Source organism: Bradyrhizobium huanghuaihaiense (assembly GCF_007830635.1).
GTDB classification, from domain to species: domain Bacteria; phylum Pseudomonadota; class Alphaproteobacteria; order Rhizobiales; family Xanthobacteraceae; genus Bradyrhizobium; species Bradyrhizobium huanghuaihaiense.
Window position 1 is genome coordinate 757,389 of the sequence record NZ_VLLA01000002.1, and the last position, 21,126, is coordinate 778,514.

The following is a 21,126-nucleotide window of genomic DNA, read 5'->3' on the forward strand; positions in this document are numbered from 1 at the left end:
CATGCCCCTGTTTTGCCCGACGGGTCAAAGCCACGAGCGGCGTGAATTCACCTTTGAAAACAAGGGCGTTCTACTGTGCATGGGGTTGTTTTCGAACTTTTTTAATCCAGCAGCCGGCGCGCGGCCTCCACCAGCACGCCGTCCGGCCGCCGCAGCGCCTCGAGAATTGTGAAATGGTCGGCGCCTTCGACCGCAATGAGCTGGCCCGGGGCTCCCGCGGCCGCGCGCTTGTCGTGGAAGTCGATTGAATCGCACACCAGCGCCGGCAGCTCGCTGCTGCCATAGGCGATGTCGAGCCGCTTCCGCGTCACCGGCAGGCGCAACGGCGAAAGCGTGGCGATCTCCTCGTCCGTCAGCTTCAGCGCGGTGTTGAGCCCGGTATCGCGGATCGGCGCGAGATCGTAGACGCCCGAGAGCGCGAGCCCGGCATGGACGCGCGGATGGTTCAGCGCCATCGCGACGAGATGGGCACCCGCGGACCAGCCCGACAGGACGACCGGCCCGGCAACGCCATAGGACGCGCCGTGCGCAGCGAGCCAGTCGAGCGCGCGCGGGACCTCGGCGACGATGTCGGTGAGGGACACCTCGGGCGCCAGCGAATAGCCGGGAATGGCAACCGACCAGCCATGAGCGGCAACGCCTTCCACCAGCATGGCGAACAGCTCGCGCGAATTGCGCTGCCAATAGCCGCCATGCACGAACACCAGGCAGGGCGCACCGGGCTTCGCAGCAGGGTAGAGATCGATCTTGTTGTTCGCCCGCTCGCCGTAAGGCAAATCGAGATGGGATCTCAGTGTGCCCCGCAGCTTGGCCGAAACTTCATTGCGCTCGGCGATCAGGGCCGGGCTGTTCTTGACCGCGGCGTTGTTGTCATAGGCAGCGCTGCGTTCCGCCGGCGACAGCTCGGACCATTTGCTGCGGGGATCGAAGGGCCGTTGCGTCGAGCTGGTGGTGTTGACCATGGAATCTCCGGGCGGCCCGTCGTGGCTGTGACCGGCGTCGCTCGCTCCTGTCTGCCACGAATCCCGCGCGAATTGAACATCGCTCTCGCTCAGGCGAGCAATGCGCCGTTGACGGGACTCTGCTCAGCAGGCGGTCGACGGGCTTGTTCGCGTCGACAGGACAGCCGATGGCAATCGCCGCGCGAAGGCCCGCGTCTTGGGCTGAACCCGCGATCCGTCGATCACCTCGAGCCGGCCGCAGCGGTTCAGCGTGTGCAGCTTCCGGCCCGGCCATAACGGTCCGGGCTTGAGGGAGTGGCGGATGATCTGTCTGAATGTCGTCGGCGACAACTCGACAATTTCCGCCAGCGCCAGCCCTGCGCCATATCCGCCGGTGCAATCCTGAACCGGGCGCCACAATTTGCCATCGATGGTGACGAAGTTCCCGGCGGGTCGCGTGCTGGCGCGATCGATCATAACGGGGTTGCTGGCATGCGGGCGCCAGGGGCCGAGCAGATGCTCGGCGTAATAGATCGCAAGCGAATCCGAATAGCCGCCGGTGCCGTCGCGCCAGGCGCCAAACAGATAGGACAGGCCGTTGTGCCGCGCGATCGTCGCATCGGCGAGCTCGAGGCCTGACAGCAGCGTCGCGTGCCGCTCCCACTTGTCCGGAAACCGCACGCATTTATAGAGCGCGACGTCGCCGGCGAGCGAGCTCTCCGGGATCATCCACAACTCGCCATCGTCCTCGATCAGGAAGGGGTAGGAGAGGTGCCAGGGCTCTTCCAGCACGGGCACGACGGAGCCGATCGGCCCGGCGTCACCGAACTCGATGGCCGAGATGATACCCTTGCCGACGCGGTGATCGAGATCTTCGAAGAAGACGAATGTCCGTCCGCGCCAGGTGATGGGAAATGGATCGGCGTAGAAATGGTTTCCGGGATCGCCGAGGACGTTCCAGCCCGGCCCGGACAGATCTCCCGTCTGCCAGACGCCTGCATTGTCGTTGAGGCGCCATCCGACGTGCCAGTGCGGGGCGTAGCAGCAGAGGCGATAGATTTCCTTGGCGATCGACACGGCGAGCCCGCGCGCGACGTAGCTGGCGGGACCGCGCTGGCTTGCCGTCGTGGCGGGATGGGCAAGCTGCGGCACAATTCGCGGCCGCCCCGACACAATCGCCGCCACCATGGTCAAGGTTCGCGCCATCACCGTTTCGAGCGCGCCGCTGAGGCCGGCGGCAATCTCTCCAGATGGATGGCCGCGATCAAGGATTGCTCCGTCGACCTCGTTGACGATCTCGATGACGGGTAGGTCGCCGGCGAGGATGGCGGCGAGCGCGGCGTTCTCGCCTGCGGCTCCATTGAACCGCGGACGGAGATACAATCGGGCAGGGCAGTTTGGGTCGCGCGCAGTGCTGGTGAAATCGACGATCACGTCGGCAGTGGCGACGCGCGCCTGTGTCCGGTCCGGAATGACCTTCAGACTGGAGACGCCGCTGTGTTTGCCCTTGTGCAGCACGATGCGTTCGAGCTCAAACAGCATGTCGAGACCTGCGGGCCGCGGCTCTGCCGTTGCCGTCCATGCGACTTGGACCGGCACATCGTGCCCGTCGATCGACAGCGTCTCGCGGTCCATCCACCGCCGCGCATGCTCAATTTCACAGCGAAACTCGATGATCATGTCGAGCCCATCTATCAGGTCAAATGACTTGGCCGAGAATTCGAACGTATTCCTCCACCATGGCGTCTACCGAATAGCGCGACCTCAGGCCTTTGGCGTTTTGTCGCAGCTCGTCGCGCAAGGGTTGGTCGGTCAGGAGTTTCGAGACGGCTGCCGACAGCTGCGCGTGATCGGAGGCATCGACGAACAGCGCTGTCGGTTTTCCCTCGAAAGACAATACCTCGCGCAGCACCGGAAGATCGGTGACGACGGAGGGAACACCGGCGCTCGCGGCCTCGACGGCGGCGAGGCCGAAGGTTTCGGCCTGGGTCGGGAACACGAAGATGTCGAGAGAGGCGAGAAAGTCCGCCATCCGGCGCGGCGTGATTTCGCCGAGCAGATGCAGCCGGTCCGATACTTTCAAATCATCCGCCAGCTGCCTCAGCCGGGCCTCGTCGGCGCCCTGGCCGGCCAGTGCAAGGTGCCAGGACGGCTGATCCCGCAACAGGCGGATCGCCGCATCGAGCCGCTTGTGCGGGTGCAGCCTCGCGGCGCAGCCGAGCAGGGTGGGGTTCTGCGGCAGATTGAATTTCGCGCGTGCGGCTTGCTTCGACAGAGTGAGGGCCTTGTCGTCGAAACCGTGCGGGACATGCACCATGCGCGAGCGGTACGTCGCGGGGTAGCGCGAATATTCGCGCTGCATGTCCTTCGAATTGAGCGTGATCCGGTCGAAGAAGCCGAGGCTGCCCATGACGATGTCGGCCGCGCGCACCGGCCAGCTCATCGACAGCGCAGACGAGACCTGATTGGCGACGACGGGTGCGCGGCAGACGAGGCGCGATGTGCCTGCGCCGATGACGTTGCCGAAATGCTGGAAGGTCAGAACCGCATCGGGCCTGGTGGTCCTGATATGACGGCCGAGTGTCCACAGCATCCGCAGCAGCGTCAGCGGATTGCCTGGTCGGTGCGATGCGCAATAGAGCGTATCCGGCGGCTCGTCGAAGGACTCCGACTTGCGGAAGAAGAACAGATTGGTGACGTGGTAGCCGCGCGCGGAGAGGCCGGCGCCGAGCAGCCTGGAGATCTCCTGCGCACCGGCGTTCTCGGCCTGGGTCTGGACGAGAAGGACGTGCGGCATCGCTGCGCCGCTGTCAGGTCTTGCGAGTGCTGCTGCGGTGGACGGCAGCTTCGGTGCATCGCCCAGTTCTGCGCCTGGTTGGTAATGGAGCACGAATTCCGACCCGCTAATGAAACGTTCACCTTCTTAACCCCGTACCTATCATGCGAGCACCACGCGGACACCGACTAGCAACAAACGGAGTTAATGCGGCACCCCGGGAACGGCGCCGATCAAGCGGGAATTCCACCGGTTTCGGCACGGCGTGACGCGCGCGCGTTAACCAATTGGTGACGGTCGCGCGAGGGAAGGGTAACCGCCGATTAACCATAGATATTTACGGTGGAGCAGGCCACTGAACAGTGTTCGCCAGTTGAATCCGAGTAAAGTCCATGACGTTCGGTCGCCGCGCAGACCCGACAAGTTCCGGATCGACCGATGTCGCCGCGTCGTGGCAGAGCCGGACTGCATCGACCGATAAGCCTCGCGGAACGGCCGCGCGCCTTGGCGGCCTCCTCACCGCGGCGGGTGCGTTCTCCTTCCTTCGCGACAATGCGCGCCGCATCCTGACGCTGGCGCTCGCGATCTTCGCCCTCGGCGCCATCGTGCTCCTCATGATTCCGGTTCGATTTGCCGCGACCGCGCTGGTCGTGGTCGATCCCCGCGAGCAGCGCGTGACTGCGGACCAGGACGTTCTGCCCGGCATCGGCCAGGATAGCGCCGCGTTGCAGAGCCTGGTCGAAGTGGCGAAGTCCGACGGCTTCCTCAAGCCGCTGATCGAGCAGCTCAAGGTTCGCGATGACGAGGACATTTCCGGGGGACACACCGACCCCGCGCGCCTACTCGAGCGATTCCGCAACCGCCTCGACATTTCCCGGCGCGGACTCACTTATGTGATCGCCATCCGCTTCACCTCGAACCGGTCGGAGCGGGCGGCCTATTATGCCAATGCGATCGCCGAGGCGTTCGTTGCGAGCCAGAAAAGCATCCGAACCGAGGCGACCGATGAAGCTGCCGACTGGCTGAGCAGCCGGCTCAAGACATTGAGCGACCGGCTGAAGGCATCGGAGGACGCCGTCGCCGCGTTCAAGCTCGAGCACAGGATCGTCAACGCCGGCAAGGATTCCACGACGCAACAATTGCGCGTGACGGAACTGTCGCAGCAGGTTGCCGCCGCCCGCGCCCGGACCGAAGAGGCGAAAGCCCGCTACGAGCAGGCGCAGCGGGACGTGAAAGCGAATGTCGAGGCGCCCGCCAAGCAGGATCTCCTCAGCGCGCTGCGCGCCCAGCGATCGGCCCTCAACGACCAGATTGCGCAGAAGCGCGCGGTGCTCGGCGATCGCCATCCCGATCTCGTGATGTCGTACAGCCAGCTGAACGATCTCAACAGGCAGATCGAGGTCGAGCGGGCCAAGGGCATCGACACCGCAAAGTCGGAATACGAGTCCCAGCGCGACCAGCAGAAGGCGCTCGAAAGCCAGATGAAGGCGGCTGAATCGCAGCTCCTCGTCGACGGTCAGGCTCTGGTGAAGCTCCAGGAGCTGCAGCGCGACGCCGAGGCCAACAGGAACATCTACGAGCAGTTCCTGTCGCGCTCCAAGACCACGAATGAGCAGCGCCTCCTGCAGAGCTCCCAGACCAAAGTGGCATCGCCCGCCATTCCGCCGCTGCGCTCGACCCTTCCGCCGCTGCCTCTGCTGCTCGCCGCGCTCGCGATCGGCTCGCTGCTGGCATCGACGGCGGTCGTTGCCGCGACTGCGCGCGGATCCGACGAGCCCGCTGAAGAAGTTCGTGCCTCCGATCCGGCGCCGCGTCAGCCTGCGGCTTGGCCGCGCCCGCCGGTGTGGGCCCGCATTCCCGATCTGTTGCCTGGCGATACGCCCAGAAACATCTGGCAAGGCCCGGTGTCCGCGACAGCCGAGCTCGATCTCGGCCCGCATCTGCGTCCGATGCTCGACAGGTTGGAGAAGCTGCCGGGAGCCCGGGGCAAGGTCGTGCTCGTGATGTCGGTCGGCAAGCGCGCCGGCGGCAACACTGTCGCGCGCTCGTTGAATCGATGGGCGGTGAACAGGGGAAAGCTGAGCGTCCTGATCCGGGTCGAACCGGACCTCGGCGGTGCCGGGGCGGGCCTTGCCAAGGGGCAGGCGGACGGAGCGACCATCGCGAACTTCCGCAGCGTCAGTGCGCTTCTGGGCGCGAGCAAGCGGCCCGAGCCGTTGCCCGCGGACGATATTCGTTCCGAGTTCGATCTGATCGTCGTCCATGCAACCTCGCTGGCCCTGCAGCCGGAGGCGGCGGCGCTGGCCGCGCATGCCGATCTCGTCATTCTGGTTGCGCGCGAAGACGCGGTCGATTCAGCCGCAATGCGCAGGGCAATTGCCGCGCTCTCCCGCTTCAGCGGCGTGCCGACCGGCATCGTCGTCAATCATGTGCCGGCCGATCCGGCGTCGGCGCAGCGTCGCGGCGAGGTACTGGGCCTAGCCGGTTGATCGGCGGCTACTCGCCGGGCTCGGCACCGCGGACCGCGTACGCGCCGCGTTTCCATGCCGAGAAGCGCAAGAGCACGAGAATGGACGGGTCCACGCCGGTTCGCCGCCGGCAGAGGATGTTGAGCGCGATGGTCGCGAGCGCCAGCGACAGGGTCGCCGAGATCGCAGCGCCAAGCACGCCGAGCCAGGGAATCAGGACGAGGAATCCGACCAGCCGCAGCGCGACGTTCGCAGCGACGACGGGGACATAGATGCGTTCGTGGCCGGTCAACTGCAGGATCGCCGCAGAAGGACCGCCCGCCGCCTGAACGGCCGTTCCGATCGCGAGCACGATCAGGACCCAGTGCTGTGCCGCGAAATGAGGCCCGAACAGATTGAGAAGATGGGGACCGCCGACCCAGATCAGCAACAGTCCGCTGACCACGCAAAGCGCGGTCACCTCCGCCATCAGCTGCAGCGTTCGCTGGAACTCCTGGTGGTTCTTGCTGAAGTACAGCGAGGGAAGCCGGCGCGCGCCGAAACTATACAGCGCAGCCGACACCATGGCGAAGATGTTGGCGAGGCGGGAGGCCGCGAAATAGATTCCGGCGGTTGCCGGGTCGAGCATCCAGTAGACCAGGATGACGTCGAAATACTGGTTTGCCGCCTCCAGGATGGAGGCGACCCAGAAATGAAGTGCGCTCGATCGCCAGCGCGACGTCTCGGACCGCGCCACCGTGCCGCGGAAATCCGGCAGCGCTTGTGCAACGGCAACGATCTGCGTCACCAGACCAATCGACATCGCGATCGTCATCACGGCGATCAGCTCGGCAGGATCGAGCTGCCGGTGGCCAAACAAGACGGCGAGCAGAAACAGGACGACGCCGACCCGCCAGAAGAATTCCCTGTTTCCTTCCCCCATGAGAATGCTGACCAGCGAGCGCGCGACCTGGCTGCCGAGCATCAGGCCCGCGCTCACGGCGGTGTAGGCAGACACGGCGACGATCAGCAGCCAGGAATCGCCTCTCATACCTGCCGCGATCGCGGTTGCACCGATCGCAATCAGCATCGCGACGGACGAGATCTTCAGGCTCGATAGCAGCACGCCCTTGGTCAGATCGGGCCGATCTTGCACCCTGTACTCGTTCAGGAAGCGCACCAGAAGCGATTCCTGTCCGACCAGTCCCACGACGGCTGCAATCTGGGCAACGGACAGCCAGGTCGCAAAGATGCCGAATCCATCCGGTGACATCGTTCGTGCCGCCAGCGAGAACAACGCAAACGCAAGCGCGCCGCTGCCAACCTTGAGGAGGATGGTCCCGACGACACCGCGCGTTACGTCACGCCGCAGAAACTGGATGATGGTTTCGATCATGGAGGTTTAAGGGGCGGCTCTCCCCTGAAGGAACGCATTACGATATTGGCGGCAGCCTAGCATGTCGAAAAACCCCGAGTGTTAATGGAAGCCTCCGAAGCCCTTGGATCGCAACCGATGCCGGTGGTACGTCCGCTGCGCCACGGTGAAACACCTTCGTCCGGATTGTCCCAGATAGAGCAAACGCAGGCTCGCTCGAACAGCGACATGACGCCGCTCCGACAAGACGCAGGCATTCGCTCCACCGTGGTACTGCCGAAATCCGGTCTTCGCCGGCCATTCTGAGCAAGACGCGTGCCGCGATCTCGTCCTGCCGGATCCGTTGTTTGGTTCGTTAACCTCGATCTCTGGAAATGATCGCGTTCGGCCCTGCGATGCGACATCAGGCGGGATAATTGCACGTGGAACCACCGTTAACCGTGGGAGCCTGGACCATGACGGCGGATAGCACCGTGACCGAGCCGGTCGCAGCAGCGGGGATTTCGACGATCGCTGCGGACGTCGCCATCGTCGGCGGCGGCCTTGCGGGATCGCTCACGGCGTCGGTCCTCGCGCGGGCAGGGCATCGCGTTGCGCTCGTCGACAAGCGCGCTGTGCCTCCGGACGAGTTTCGGGTCGAGAAGATCGGCGGCCATCAGCTGGAGATGTTCCGCAGGCTCGGCTTCATCGATGCGCTCGCCAGCGCCGGTTGCCGCTATGACCGCGTGCTCAATGTCAGGGAAGGCAAGGTGGTCGATGTCACCGTCGGGCAGGCTTACGGGCTTCCTTATGCCGATCTCGTTGCCATGGCGCGCGGCCAGTTACCCGATTCCTCAAGTCTGATCGTCGACGAAGTCGCCGCGATCACCTCCAGCGACGACGTTCAGCATCTCGAGCTCGCCTCCGGACAGCGCATCGATGCGCGCCTCGTCGTTCTGGCCACGGGCATGGCGGGAGCGCTTGGCTACAAGCTCGGCATCAGGCGGCGCGTGCTGGCGGAACGCCATTCGGTCTCATTCGGCTTCACCATCGCCCGCTGCGATGGGGCGCCGTTCGATTTCGATGCGCTGACCTGTTACGGCGAACGTACAGCGGACGGGGTGGATTATCTCAGCCTGTTCCCGGTGCGCGCAGGCATGCGGGCAAATCTCTTCATGTTCCGCGATCCGACCGATCCTGTCATGCGTGACCTGCGTCGGGACACGGAAGCGACGCTGTTGCGGTTGCTGCCGGGATTGCAGTCCTTCCTCGGCGACTTCCGCGTGACGGACCGGGTCCAGAACTGGGTGATGGATCTGTCCGTCGTCGAGGGACATCTCCAGCCCGGTGTAGTGCTCATCGGCGATGCGTTCCAGACCAACTGTCCGGCGGCCGGCACGGGCGTCGCCCGCCTGCTGGTGGACGTCGAGCGTCTTTGCAGCGAATATGCGCCGCGCTGGCTCGCAACCGCAGGTATGGGCACGGAGAAGATATCGCAGTTCTATGCCGATACCGACAAGATCGCGGCAGATCAGCAGTCGCTGAAGATGGCGCGCTTCCGTCAGGCGCTGACATCCCGCAACGACCTCAGCTGGGATGTGCGGCGGCGGCTGCACTTCCTGCGGCGCAGTATCACCCATCGGGTCGATCAGATGCAGCCAGGCTGGCTCGCGCAAGTTCGAAGCGCGCTACGCGCCTGAGAATCAGACCTGGCGGCGCCTCAGCGCGTCGGCGTCGAGGTGCGGGTCGGCAGGAGCCTGAACTCCGACATCCGCTTGGCGGCCAGCTTGAGCCAGGGGGCCTGCTTCAGTGCGAACAGCGATATGGCGCCCACAGTGCTGCCGGTCTGGGTCACGGTCCACATTGGCGACGGCTGTGCGCCGAACAGTTTCTTGTACGGCTCGTCGCCGATCGTGAAATCGAGCATCTGGTCTCCGCGCTCGATGCAATCCCTCGCTACCTGCTCGAACATCAGCGCACCCAGCGACTGGCTCTTGTATCCGTCAATGTCGAAAGCGCTCATGATGACGAGGAAGCTGTCGCGGTGATGCAATCCAAGCACGGCGGCGATCACCTCATCATCCATCTGCATGGCATAGAGCCGCACGAAGGAGTGGAGGCCGCGAACCGCCACGTCGGAATAGAAGTCGTAATACTCGGGTCGCTGGAGCAGGTCCCCGTCGCCCTGCGACTGGAAGCGCGGGCCGCGGAATTTTTTCATCACGTCCAGAGCGTTCAGGATCGAGGCGCTGTCATCGCAGCAGGAGAAGCTCAACGCGCCTTTCTTCTGGAGCTGACGAGATTTTTTTGCGAGCTCCTTCTGGTAGGAGCGATCCATCGCGCTGGCCCGCCATTGCTCGAAAGGCGCCACGAGAACCGTCGCATAGGCATTGCTGTCCATCGCGACCCGGCGGGGCGCGTCCAGGAGGCTCTCGATCGGAAGCCGCCCGTCCGGCAGCTTGGTCATCCGAAGCAGGTCGAAGGGGCGGACGAGATGCCGGATCTCCGCGCATGCGTCCGCATCTCTAAGCAGCTCGGCAAATACCTGCGGGCTGCAAACGGGCGCCAGATAGTCGGAGACACGCAGGTCGGCGAATTCGACGGTTCGTATCGGACCGCGTCGGATCCGCAGCAAAGGCAGCACCATCGCAAGGGCGCCGCTCGCGTGATGGCGAGCCACGACGACCAGCGGGGTTGCTCCGGCATGAGTTGCAAGCCTGCTGTAGAGGCTGTGCAGCCAGAGCGGATGCTGGAAAGCAGTCGCGGCCGAACTGTCGAACAGCTCGGCATATTCCGGGGACAGAAAGTCGAATGCCGGCTCGACGGCGATATCGAACGTATTGCTAGACGTATTCATGCGTAACCAGGGAAATCATGACACTCGGGAATGGTCGATCCGAGCCGGAACCAGGGTTTTATAGCAGGGGAGTGACGGTCGAGATACCGACGCGGTATGATTTGCATTAATGCATCGAGCCCGATTCGTATCGTTACCGAATTCTTAACGTTGCGCGGTCTTGGGGCTCGGACGTGGAGGCCGACCTGCGCTAGCGAACAATTAACCGCGTTGAAGGAAGGTCGGCCCATGGCCAGCCTACAGAGCGATGCGGGCTCCGGGCTTCCCGAGAGCGCGATCTGGCAGACGCGCAGCGTTGGCATCGAGAGGATTGCCAGCGTCGCAATCCGCTGTTCGATCACCATCAATGTCATTGCGTCGATGGGCACCCTCAACACGGGGCTGCTGCCGGCGGAGCTGACTTATCTGCAGCAGGCCGTCGCGATCCTGATGTGGGGCGTCTCGATCTATGCAAGCGCATTCGTGCGGCCGCGCCTGCGTTTGCAGTTCAACCCCGATTTGATCGTGCTGGTCGCATTCTACGGCTTCGCCGTCATCTCCGTGTTCTGGTCCAGCCTGAATGTCGCGGCACTGATGAAGAGTGCGGCGCTTGCGATGACGACTTTTGGCGCCTTCTGCCTCGTCACGCGCATCGACATCGACGAGATTGTAGGCGCCACGGCCCTTGGACTGTTCGTCCTGGTCGCCGCATCGGCCTTCTTTGCGGTCGCCGTTCCCGACATCGGGATCGACCACAGCTGGATGCACAGCGGTCAATGGCAGGGTATCTATGAATCGAAGCAGACGCTTGGCTTCGTCGGCGCCTATCTGATGTTCTTTGCCTGCTATCTGAAGATGAGGGGGCAGGGCTGGCTGGCGTTCCTCGCGACATTCCTTCTGGCGTCGACATGCGTCCTTGCCTCGGAATCGCGCGGCGCCGGTGCGGTCGCCCTGGCCGCCTGCGCGCTGCTCGTGACCTCGATGTGGTCGGTCACCTGCATGAGGCTCTATGCGGTACTGCCGTTCGTCATGTGCCTGGCGGCCGGCGCCCTGTTCCTCTATTTCTACACGACCGGATATGATGCGATCCATTTCGGTGACGCGAGCATCGACTTTACCGAGCGGACCTTCATCTGGCACTACGCGATAAGCCATTTTGACGATGCCCCGCTGCTCGGCTTCGGGATCAACGGGTTCTGGACGATCCCGTCGATCTACGATTATTTCGAGCAGAACCACAGCTGGGTGCTGGACAATTATCACAGCGGTTACATCACCATCCTGATCGAGACGGGATTCATCGGGTATATGCTGTTCACGGGAAGCGTCCTTCTGTTCTCGAACAAGATGCTCCATCTCATTTCCGCCCAGTCGATCGATCGGTCGCACTGCGCCCTCATCATCGGATTTGTCGTCCTGAGCTTTCAGACCAATTTCACGGAGACGACGTTCCTCCGCTCGACGATGTTCACGTCGGTGCTGCTGGTCGGGTTTTTCTTTGCGACGTGCCGACCGGTACGACAGACAGATCTCTAGTCTTTGGAATGGAAGCAGATGACCGCCATCCGTGCTCGCTGGCCGAAGAGTCTCGATCTTGCGGCAGGCTTTCTCTTCGTCGCGGCGCTCTGCTCCCCATCTCCCGCTGCCGCGCAGGCTGCTTCCAATGGCGTGCCGAAACTGGGCCGCGGCATCAACATTCTCGGCTATGACGGGATCTGGGAAGGCGGTCAGAATGTGCCGTTCCGCCTGGACAATCTGACGGCCATCAAGAAGGCCGGGTTCGCGCATGTCAGGATCAATTTCTTCGGCTTCAAGTTCATGGGTCCGGGGAACGTCCTGGACGAGATCGTCCTGAGGCGGCTTGATGCCGTCATCGAGGAGGTCCTGGCGCGCAATCTCATTCCCGTTCTCGACGAGCACGACACCCATGTCTGCCAGAGCGACGTGACCGGATGCGCGGAAAAGCTGAAGGCGTTCTGGCGCCAGATCGCCGAGCGCTATACCGGCAAGTATCCGAAACTGGTCTTCGAGGTCTTGAACGAGCCGGGCGGACACATGACGTCGGCCGAATGGAATTCGCTGCTGGGCGAATGCCTCGGCATCATCCGTCGCACCAATCCCGCGCGGCCGGTCGTTGCCGCCGTTCTCAACGTCGATGAGAATCCCGTCGACGAGCTGGTTCTGCCGGCTGACGACCGCAACCTCATCGTCACGTTTCACTATTACGCGCCTTTGCGGTTCACGCATCAGGGGGCGCCGTGGTCGGCGACGTTCTCGCGGATCGGTCCGCTGGATTGGGGCTCGCAGGACGACGAAGCGCGGGCCGCGGCCGACTTCGAGAAGATGAGCCGCTGGGCAGAGAAAGAAAAGCGCCCGGTTTACCTCGGCGAGTTCGGCGTGTACGAGCGCGCACCGTCCGATAGTCGCGCGAGATACCTGTCGTACGTCGCGCGAAGCGCCGACAGGCTGGGCTGGTCATGGGCCTATTGGCAGTTCGACCATGATTTCGCGGCCTTCGACAGTGCGCGCCAGGCCTGGAAGCCGGACATCCTGCGAGCGCTGATCCCGCCCTCGCGTTAGAGAGACATGCTGGGCGCTCAAACCTCGAAAGTTCCGAGTCGGAAGATCGTCGCGTTCGAGTAGGGCGAGGGTTGTATGACTGTGAAGACCGCGTCCGGAAAAGCCTTCCAGACGGCGAGATCACTTCGTGTAACTTCGACAAGACCGTAGTGCGAGCGGTGTTCGCCCGGTTCGCTGGGTTCACCGACATCGGAAAACCGCAACCGCAAAATGCCGTCCTCCGGCAAAGGGAGTTGCGACCGACGTATTGTCGCGAGAGGCAAGGGTTCTTGGTCGACTGCAGATCTCTCTGGTGGGAGGGATCCTGAGAGCGGAGCGGCATCACCCTGCGTGACACGAGCCTCGGACGTCGGATCGATCGCGCCTGCCGATGCGGTGGCTGGTTCATCCGGTAAGGATGTTGGTTCAATGCCCGGCCGAAAATCCAGCCCAACGCTTGGCGGCACGGTTTGCGCGGGTCGGCCATCGCCAAATACGCCGTTGCGCCCCGAAGCGGCATCGGCCGCGCCGGTCACGGCAGCCGGTACCGACTTCGCCCGCAACGCCGCCAGCGCGCCCCAGTCGAAATGCTCCGGATAGTCGGCTTGCACGTCATTTATGAAGGCAGGCCAAGAGGTGTGCGGGCTGTCGTTCATTGCATCCGTGGTGATCGCACTCTACGCTCGCTCGATGATTTTAGATGTAGGGCGCTGTCATCGTTCAGCTCATGCGACCCAAAGGGTATGGCCAATCGCTTGGATTTGCTAGTCCCCGGTAATGTCCAAGGACACGGCGGAAATGGCATCGCTCGACCGACCGAGGCCCATGCTCGAGCAAGGCGCGGGCCTTTGCAGCGTCATCGCTTCGTGTTTGACTAGGCACTGCCGTATAGGCACGGAAGCGCATTTTTAAATGGGAGAGCATTGATGAAGTACATCTCGCATTGGAAAATTCCGCCAAGCTCGATCGATGCAGCGATCAAGAAATTCCTGGAAACCGGCGGAGCTCCGCCCGAGGGCGTCAAGATGCTCGGGCGTTGGCATGGAATGAATGGCGAGGGTTTCGCCATTTCGGAAAGCAACGATCCCAAGGCCATGTACCAGTGGTACGCACAGTGGGCGAATGTCATGGAACTCACGGTCACGCCCTGCGTCGAGGACGCGGAAGCGGGCCCAATTCTGGCAGGGATGGCAAAGCACTGATCGCGCGCTCGGGCGAGCAATCATAAGCTACGCGTGGAGGGGCGCCGATGCTTGCGGGGATCGGCGCCTCATTTTTGCGCGTGTGATATTGCGGCAATAAGCAATAGACGCTTGCGGGCTGGCTAATTCGCGCCCGGACAGCGCGGCGAAGGGTCAATAACGGCCACCGTCGCTTTTCTGTTGGGCGATCCATTGGGACAGGGTTTTCGTTCCGGGTACCAATGTTGCTGCCGTCCGGGCGGTTCGCGTCGATGATGCGGCCGGCTTGGCCCCTGTGCTTCGTTCCGGTTGCCGATTGAAGCCCGGTTTCGCCGGCGCAGCCGCGACTGCTGCGGCGGCCTCCCTCTCAAGGCGCAATTGCTTCAACCGGGCCATCTTGTTGCGCTCGGCTTCCAGTTCCGTGCTGTCGGACAGCAGTTTCCTGTGCTGAGGACTCTCTGCCGCGACGGCGACAGCGATGACGGACATTTCACCAAGGGCCTTGCAGGCCTCGAGCCGATGCAGTCCGTCGACCAGAACGAACTGATCATCCTCGGGGCGAACGGAAATGGGGACTTGCTGTCCGATCTCCAGGATGCTTTCCGCGATCGTTTGAACGAGCCCGGGGTCGAGCGTCTTTCTGCTCTTGGTCGGAACGCGAATTTTGTCGATCGACAAGCTTTCCGCTTTGGGCATAGCTTCTGCTCCAGCACTCTTGCTCCCGTCGCCGCGCGGCGAGGCGAGGGAGTGCTATCCTAGGAGCGAGCGGGCGCGTGAAGCAACCAGTTTCCATTCGCCTTGCACATGGCGCACGGGAAACTGGGGAATAGCGCCTCGAGGCAGGCGTACCGACGCAGGCTGAACGCTCTCTTGTCGGACCCGCGGTGCGCTTCAGCAATCCAAGATCGGGAGTGCTCGCGGTTGTCTGAGCGATAGGCCGTAAAAACCGTCTGGCCCGGTTTAATCCCGTTTCTCCTCGGCGGCGGGCCGCGATTAGGCTCCGGCCGTCTTCCGGCCCCGCGCTCCGCGAGCCGGAGGTTGTGTTCGGAGAAACGGCAAAACCCACTGCATGGATTGGAATTCCATAGTATTTTCAATGTCTGACGCGGATTTGCGTCGCGGTTTCTACGCCGCCTGCGGCCCGAAATTAATTACGGTGCAGAAAACTCAGGCAGGCGGTTCGTCGCCACTTTTCTCTGGAACTTCGTAATGGTACTTAAAAACGGTTTAATTAATTTTTAACGATTTACGGTGGCGTCTTGAACCACACCGACAGATTTTTGCCGAACGGCTCGGGGCACCAATCCCTTCAATTCGGGCACGACGCGTTGGCGGAGATACCGTCCGCTGCAGTTGTGATCCCGGACGCGCACCTTCTCTTCTCCGGCGACTTCGTACGCAGCGGCGTCGACCTGATCCTCTCGGATCAGCTCCATCGCGTCGTCGTGCCAAACTATTTCCGCGATCACGCGCGCCCGTTGCTCGTTTCCCCGGAAGGCGCGCACCTAGATCCCGGCGTCATCGATGCTCTGACCGGACACACGCAATATGCGCAGGCCGGTGCGCCCGCGGCGATCGGCAAGGTGGTGGGCCATGTCGTCAAGATGACCGGCAGTGCGAGCATCGTCCGCAATGGCGTGACGATCGTCGCCAACGTCGGTGATGCGATCTACCAGAACGACGTGGTGCAGACGGGCAGCGACTCGACCCTTGGTCTCGTGCTCGACGACGGCACGACGTTCAATCTGTCCGCCAGTGCGCGGTTCATGCTGAACGAACTGACCTATGATGCCAGCAGCACATCCAACAGCTCGCTGATGACCCTGGTCCAAGGCGCCGCCAGCTTTGTGGCGGGCCAGGTTGCGAAGACCGGTGATATGCGGGTGGCGACACCCAGCGCCACGATCGGGATTCGCGGCACGGCCGTGATCCTCGACGTTTCGGCGACCGACGGAAAGGTGTCGGTTTCCGTCATCGACCAGCGTGACGGTCTGGTGCATGCCGTCCAGGTTTTCAATACGGCCGGTGTCTTGATAGGTACCGTCACGAGCAACGGATCGACGCTGACGCTGACGCCGACGGCGACTTTCGACGTGATTGCCCAGCAGAGCAACAAGACGACAGATCAGGTCGCGCAGGAATTCGGTGCATTCCAGCAGGTGCTGAGCACATATGATTCCGGCAAACAGCTGTTTCCAAATCTTCCGCAGCACACGGAGAATAGGGACAACAACAATAACAACCCGAATCCGAACAGCACGACGAAATTCGCCGGGAGCCCGCCGCTACAGCCGCCCGGCACGGAATATCATCCCCCGCTCGGGACAAGCGCCACTCCGCCCTCGAGCGCAACGCCTCCGACCGTTGTCGTCACGGTCAACCCGGCTTCCGACTCCGGCACAAGCCCGCCTCCGAGCAACATCGTTGTGGGGGAGGCGATCATTGTCCCGGTCAAGCTGTCGGCCGTTCCATTCGTCGTCACGCCGCCGAACGTTGCGGCAATCACCTCCGGGCCGGGAGACCATATCGGTCCGGTCATGAGCGCCAATGGCGACGTCGTCTACGATCCCGACGGCGCAATCTACTTTTTCAACCACGAGACGGGCGCAACCACCACCATCGCGTCTCCCGCGAACGGCTGGAGCTACGGTTCGCCGACGATCAGCTTTGACGGCCGCTATATCGTCTATCAGGGCTCCGACGGTGGCGGGAGCTTCGTCTTCGTCTATGGCACCGATCCTTCCGATCCGGCGCACTATCATGTTCAGACCGAGCTGGCGCCGGGAAGCGCGCCCGCCGTCAGTGGCGACGGCGGCACGATCGTCGTGCAACAGGATGGCGGCAACGTTTCGATCTACAGTCTTGACGGCACGCTCAAAGGAACGGTGACGCCAGGGGCGGTGGGGAGCTCGGGGGCGCTTTGGAAGCCCGCCATCAGCGCCGACGGCCACCTGATTGCCTTCTGGAATTCGGATGTGGCGGCTCCAGGAGGCGGGGGCAGGCTTCTTGCCTTCGATTTGTCGACGGGCGAACTGGCCGTGATTGCCAGCACCTCCGCCGGGGCCGGGACGGTTGCGCCGACCATCAGCGCAGATGGCCGCATGATCGCCTATCAGGAGACGGACGGCGCCGGCCATTCCGAGATCTATCTCTATGACCTGAATGCCGGGGCCGTCGTATTTCACACGTCCAACGCCTCGGGCAGCAGCTACAGTCCGGTGCTGAGCCCGGACGGCCACTTCATCGTCTTCACGAGCGAGGCGAGGCTGACCTCGGCCGATCAGAACGGGTTCGCCGATATCTACATCGTCGACGTCACGAACCCGGCGGCCCCCGCCTATCGGCTGGTTTCAGACGGGGTGGATACAGCGTCCAATGGCGGTGCCGCGATCAGCGCCGGCGGCCAGTACGTCGCCTTCGGCAACAGCAGCAACATCTTCTTTGCCGATCCGACCTCGGGACTTAGTGCGATCATTCTGGAGACGGCGAAGTCGTCCGACGTCCTCGCCGCCAAGGGATCGATAGCAGTCACGGGTGACTACACCGGCGTCACGGTCAGCGTGACGGATCAGTTTGGCGACGCGACCCCGTATTTCAGCGCCAGCTTTGACGCAAACGGGCATATCAACTGGAGTTTCGCCGAGCCGAAGAGCGACTTTGCGGGGCTGTCTTTCGGCGAGACAGCCACGCAGGAATTCATCATCAGGCTCTCCGCTGACAATGGCTCCATAACCGTCCCCGTCTTCGTAACGGTACATGACGGCGTACAGCCTGCCATCCAGACGGCCGATGCGGCTCCGGTGGCGGCGCCCGTCACGCTCGCGCAGGGGCTGCAGGACAGCCCCTACGTCATCGCGCCGACGGTCTTGCTCAAAGGCGTCGCCGACATCGACGGTCCCTCCCTGTCCATCACGTCGCTGACGATCCAGAGCGGAGGCGGGGGGCTGGTCCAGAACAGCGATCAGACGTGGACGTACACGCCGGATCCGGGATTCAGCGGCCGCGTCGTCTTCGGCTATACGGTCTCGGATTCGATCAAGTCTGCGGCTTCCACCGCAAGTCTCAACATCACGCTGCCGCTGGCCATTACGGCGATCAGTCCTGATAGCGGGGCCTCCGGCGATTTCATCACCAACAGCACCCAATTGTCGGTCTCCGGCAGCAATGGAGCGCTCTCGCCCGGCGAGAAGATTCAGGTCAGCAGCGACAATGGTCTCACATGGAGTGACGTCGTTCAGGCGACAGGAACGACGTGGAGCCTGATCGATCCTGGTGTCCACAATGCGAGCTTCTCGTACCAGGTGCGCGTCGTCGATTCCGTCGGCAACACGATCGGCTCCGCCGCGCAGGCCGTCACAATCGACACGGCGCCGCCCGTGGTCACGATCGACAATTCGGATGCGCTGACCAACCAGGCCACCCAGAGAATCTCCGGAACGGTCGGCTTGGCCGATGCCGGAACCACCGTGATCGTGTTCGACAATGCGCAGGCCATAGCCGGTGCCGTTGTCCAGGCGGACGGCAGCTGGAGCGTGATCGTACAGCTTTCCGAGGGCGGCAATAGTTTCGTCGCCCAGGACACGGACGTCGCCGGCAATTTGGGCTCGAGCAATACGGTCGTCCTGACATTGGATTCGACGCCGCCGGCTGCAGTTGCGTCTGTCGGCGCTTTGAGCGCCGACAGCGGCAGCTCGCCGACCGACTTCAATACCAACGTGGCCTCGCAAACAGTCAGCGGCACCTATACCGGTGCCTTGGGTCCGGGCGAGACGATCCAGGTCAGCGCCAACAATGGCGCCACCTGGGTGACGGCGTCCGCATCGGGCGGCGCCTGGTCGGCATCTAGCGTATCGCTGTCGTCCGGCACCAACTTGCTGTCGGTTCGCACCATCGACCTCGCCGGTAACATCACGGCGGGGACGGGACACAGCTACACTCTGGATACCCTAGCGCCGACGGCGGTTGCGACGGTGACGCTGCTAAGTTCTGACACTGGCAGCTCCTCGACCGATTTCGTCACCAACATCCCGTCGCAAACCGTAAGCGGCACCTATACGGGTGTCGTGGCTTTCGGTGAAACGATTCAGGTCAGCGCGGATGGCGGTGTGAGCTGGGTGACCGCAACGGCCAATTCGGCCAACGGCACCTGGTCAGCATCCGGCTTGACGCTGTCGGCGGCCGGGAACACGCTGTCAGTTCGCACGATCGACCTTGCGGGCAATGTCGCGGCGGGAACAGGCCACAGTTACACCTTCGATACCGTCGCGCCGTCCGCAATTGCGACGGTGACGGCGCTGGGGTCGGACAGCGGCAGCTCCGCGAGCGATTTCGTCAGCAATGTCGCGTTGCAGACGGTCAGCGGCACCTATTCCGGCAGCCTCGGCGCCGGCGAGTCCATCCAGGTCAGCGCCGACGGCGGCACAACCTGGGTGACGGCGGTCGCCAACGCATCGAACGGCACCTGGGCAGCATCCGGAGTGACACTGTCGGCTGCCGGGAGCACGCTGTCGGTCCGGACGATCGATCTGGCTGGCAACAGCGTTGCCGGCACCGGGCATGCCTACACGCTGGACACCAGCGCGCCGTCAGCGGTTGCGACGGTGATCGCACTGGGGGCCGACAGCGGCAGCTCGTCGAGCGATTTCGTCACCAATTTGGCGTCACAGACCGTGACCGGAGCGTACACGGGCACGCTGGATCCCGGCGAGTCAATTCAGCTCAGCGTCGACGGCACGAACTGGGTCACGGCAAATGCAGCAGGGGGCGCGTGGTCCGCATCGGGCGTGCTCCTTTCCGGGGCGGGCAGTTTGCTGTCGGTCCGCACCATCGACTTGGCCGGCAATATCGCTGCGGGCACCGGCCACAGCTACGTGCTGGACCAGACCGTTCCGTCCGGCGGCACGCCAGATCTGATTGCGAATTCGGATTCCGGCTCCTCCAGCAGCGACAACAATACCAATGTATTGGCCCCGACGCTGACGGTTGCGCTTGGTGCGGGTGTTGCGGTGGGCGACACGGTCCAGCTGCTGCTGAATGGGTCCTCCTTCTCCCATCCTCTGGTGCGAACCGTCACCTCGGGCGATATCGCGGCCCAAAGCGTCAGTTTCGCGGTGAGCCCCGGTGACCTTGGACCTGACGGGACCAAGCCGATCTCTGCCCGGTTTACCGATCTGGCGGGCAACAGCTCGACCACCAGCGCCTTGACCATCACGCTCGACACGAGCGCGCCCGTGCTGGCGATCACCAATCCCGGCGGCAACACCAATCAATCCGTGCAGACGATTACCGGTACGGCGGATCCCGCTGACGCGGGTGCGATTGTCACCGTCCTAGATGATGGCACTCCGGTCGGCGTCGCAACCATCCAGGCCAACGGCACTTGGAGCACCGATGTCACGCTGCACAGCGACGCCAACAGCTTGACCGCGCAAGCGACTGATGCCGCCGGCAACCAGGGCGTCAGCAACACGGTGGTCTTCACCGTGAACACCAATGCCCCGACCGGCGGCACGCCGGACCTGGCGGCAGCTTCCGATTCCGGCAGTTCCAGCAGTGACAACACGACGAACGTGACCGCGCCGACTTTCACGGTCGTGCTCGGTGCCAATATCGCGGCGGGAGATACGATCCAGCTGTTGCTCAATGGCTCGCCGTTCGCCCATCCCGTCACGCATACGATCAGCGCAGCCGACCTCAGCGCCCAGAGCGTGAGCTTGACCGTAACCGACGGTGATCTCGGCCCTGACGGCGCCAAGTCGATCTCGGCCAGACTCAGCGACGGTTTCGGCAACACCTCGACCACCGCCGCACTGATCATCACGCTCGATACCGCCGCGCCGGTGGTGAGCAGCGAGGCAATCACCAGCGCGACGGGAGCGCAGAACAATACGCTCAACACCGGCGACGTGGTCAGCGTCACCGTGACGTTCAGCGAGACCGTCACGGTGACCGGGACGCCGCAACTCGCCTTGAACATCGGCGGGACACCGGTGCAGGCCAGCTACGCCTCCGGCAGCGGCGGCACCCAGCTGG

General features: G+C 63.3%; 13 protein-coding genes. 6 read left to right on the top strand and 7 right to left on the bottom strand.

The features are described 5' to 3' along the window. Nucleotides 1–101: 101 nt before the first annotated feature. From IQ16_RS07485 to IQ16_RS07495, 3 genes are all read right to left on the bottom strand, one after another. Nucleotides 102–962, bottom strand: a complete 861-nt coding sequence (locus IQ16_RS07485; protein ID WP_018647531.1) for an alpha/beta hydrolase — start codon at nt 960–962, stop codon at nt 102–104. 123 nt (nt 963–1,085) lie between these two features. Then, nucleotides 1,086–2,621, bottom strand: a complete 1,536-nt coding sequence (locus tag IQ16_RS07490) for a glucosamine inositolphosphorylceramide transferase family protein (RefSeq protein ID WP_018647530.1) — start codon at nt 2,619–2,621, stop codon at nt 1,086–1,088. Between the two features lie 19 nt (nt 2,622–2,640). Further along, entirely contained in the window at nt 2,641–3,831 is a 1,191-nt protein-coding gene (locus IQ16_RS07495) for a glycosyltransferase family 4 protein (RefSeq protein ID WP_018647529.1), read from the bottom strand. Nucleotides 3,832–4,109: 278 nt separating this feature from the next. On the opposite strand from IQ16_RS07495, the gene IQ16_RS07500 reads away from it, so the two are divergent. Continuing rightward, nucleotides 4,110–6,206 (top strand): GumC family protein, encoded by a 2,097-nt coding sequence (locus IQ16_RS07500; RefSeq protein WP_018647528.1) that lies wholly within the window; start codon nt 4,110–4,112, stop codon nt 6,204–6,206. Nucleotides 6,207–6,213: 7 nt separating this feature from the next. Here IQ16_RS07500 and IQ16_RS07505 read toward each other — a convergent pair whose 3' ends face one another. Further along, the gene (locus tag IQ16_RS07505) at nt 6,214–7,560 is read right to left on the bottom strand and encodes a lipopolysaccharide biosynthesis protein (protein WP_018647527.1); all 1,347 of its coding nucleotides are present in this window, start codon (nt 7,558–7,560) and stop codon (nt 6,214–6,216) included. Nucleotides 7,561–7,994: 434 nt separating this feature from the next. Between IQ16_RS07505 and IQ16_RS07510 the strand changes: the two genes are divergently transcribed. Next, on the top strand, nt 7,995–9,218 hold the full coding sequence (locus IQ16_RS07510; RefSeq protein ID WP_020608117.1) for an FAD-dependent oxidoreductase: 1,224 nt from the start codon (nt 7,995–7,997) through the stop codon (nt 9,216–9,218). 20 nt (nt 9,219–9,238) lie between these two features. On the opposite strand, the gene IQ16_RS07515 is transcribed toward IQ16_RS07510, so the two are convergent. Continuing rightward, entirely contained in the window at nt 9,239–10,375 is a 1,137-nt protein-coding gene (locus IQ16_RS07515; protein WP_018647525.1) for a GNAT family N-acetyltransferase, read from the bottom strand. Nucleotides 10,376–10,603: 228 nt separating this feature from the next. Between IQ16_RS07515 and IQ16_RS07520 the strand changes: the two genes are divergently transcribed. Together IQ16_RS07520 and IQ16_RS07525 are read left to right on the top strand one after the other, a co-directional pair. Then, nucleotides 10,604–11,890, top strand: a complete 1,287-nt coding sequence (locus tag IQ16_RS07520; protein ID WP_018647524.1) for an O-antigen ligase family protein — start codon at nt 10,604–10,606, stop codon at nt 11,888–11,890. 18 nt (nt 11,891–11,908) lie between these two features. After that, a complete protein-coding gene (locus IQ16_RS07525) occupies nt 11,909–12,934 on the top strand; it encodes a glycoside hydrolase family 5 protein (protein WP_026312722.1) in 1,026 nt (341 codons plus the stop codon). Nucleotides 12,935–12,951: 17 nt separating this feature from the next. Here the strand turns inward: IQ16_RS07525 and IQ16_RS07530 are convergent, their stop codons facing one another. Beyond that, entirely contained in the window at nt 12,952–13,569 is a 618-nt protein-coding gene (locus IQ16_RS07530) for a hypothetical protein (RefSeq protein ID WP_145831332.1), read from the bottom strand. A gap of 270 nt (nt 13,570–13,839) precedes the next feature. Between IQ16_RS07530 and IQ16_RS07535 the strand changes: the two genes are divergently transcribed. After that, complete coding sequence (locus IQ16_RS07535; RefSeq protein ID WP_018647522.1) at nt 13,840–14,115, top strand: DUF3303 domain-containing protein; 276 nt, start codon at nt 13,840–13,842, stop codon at nt 14,113–14,115. 153 nt (nt 14,116–14,268) lie between these two features. Here the strand turns inward: IQ16_RS07535 and IQ16_RS07540 are convergent, their stop codons facing one another. Beyond that, nucleotides 14,269–14,790 carry a ParB N-terminal domain-containing protein gene (locus tag IQ16_RS07540; RefSeq protein ID WP_018647521.1) on the bottom strand — a complete coding sequence of 174 codons (522 nt, stop codon included), beginning with the start codon at nt 14,788–14,790 and terminating at the stop codon, nt 14,269–14,271. A gap of 563 nt (nt 14,791–15,353) precedes the next feature. On the opposite strand from IQ16_RS07540, the gene IQ16_RS07545 reads away from it, so the two are divergent. Beyond that, nucleotides 15,354–21,126, top strand: a 5,773-nt coding sequence (locus tag IQ16_RS07545) for an Ig-like domain-containing protein (RefSeq protein WP_145831333.1), incomplete at its 3' end; no start/stop codon positions are given.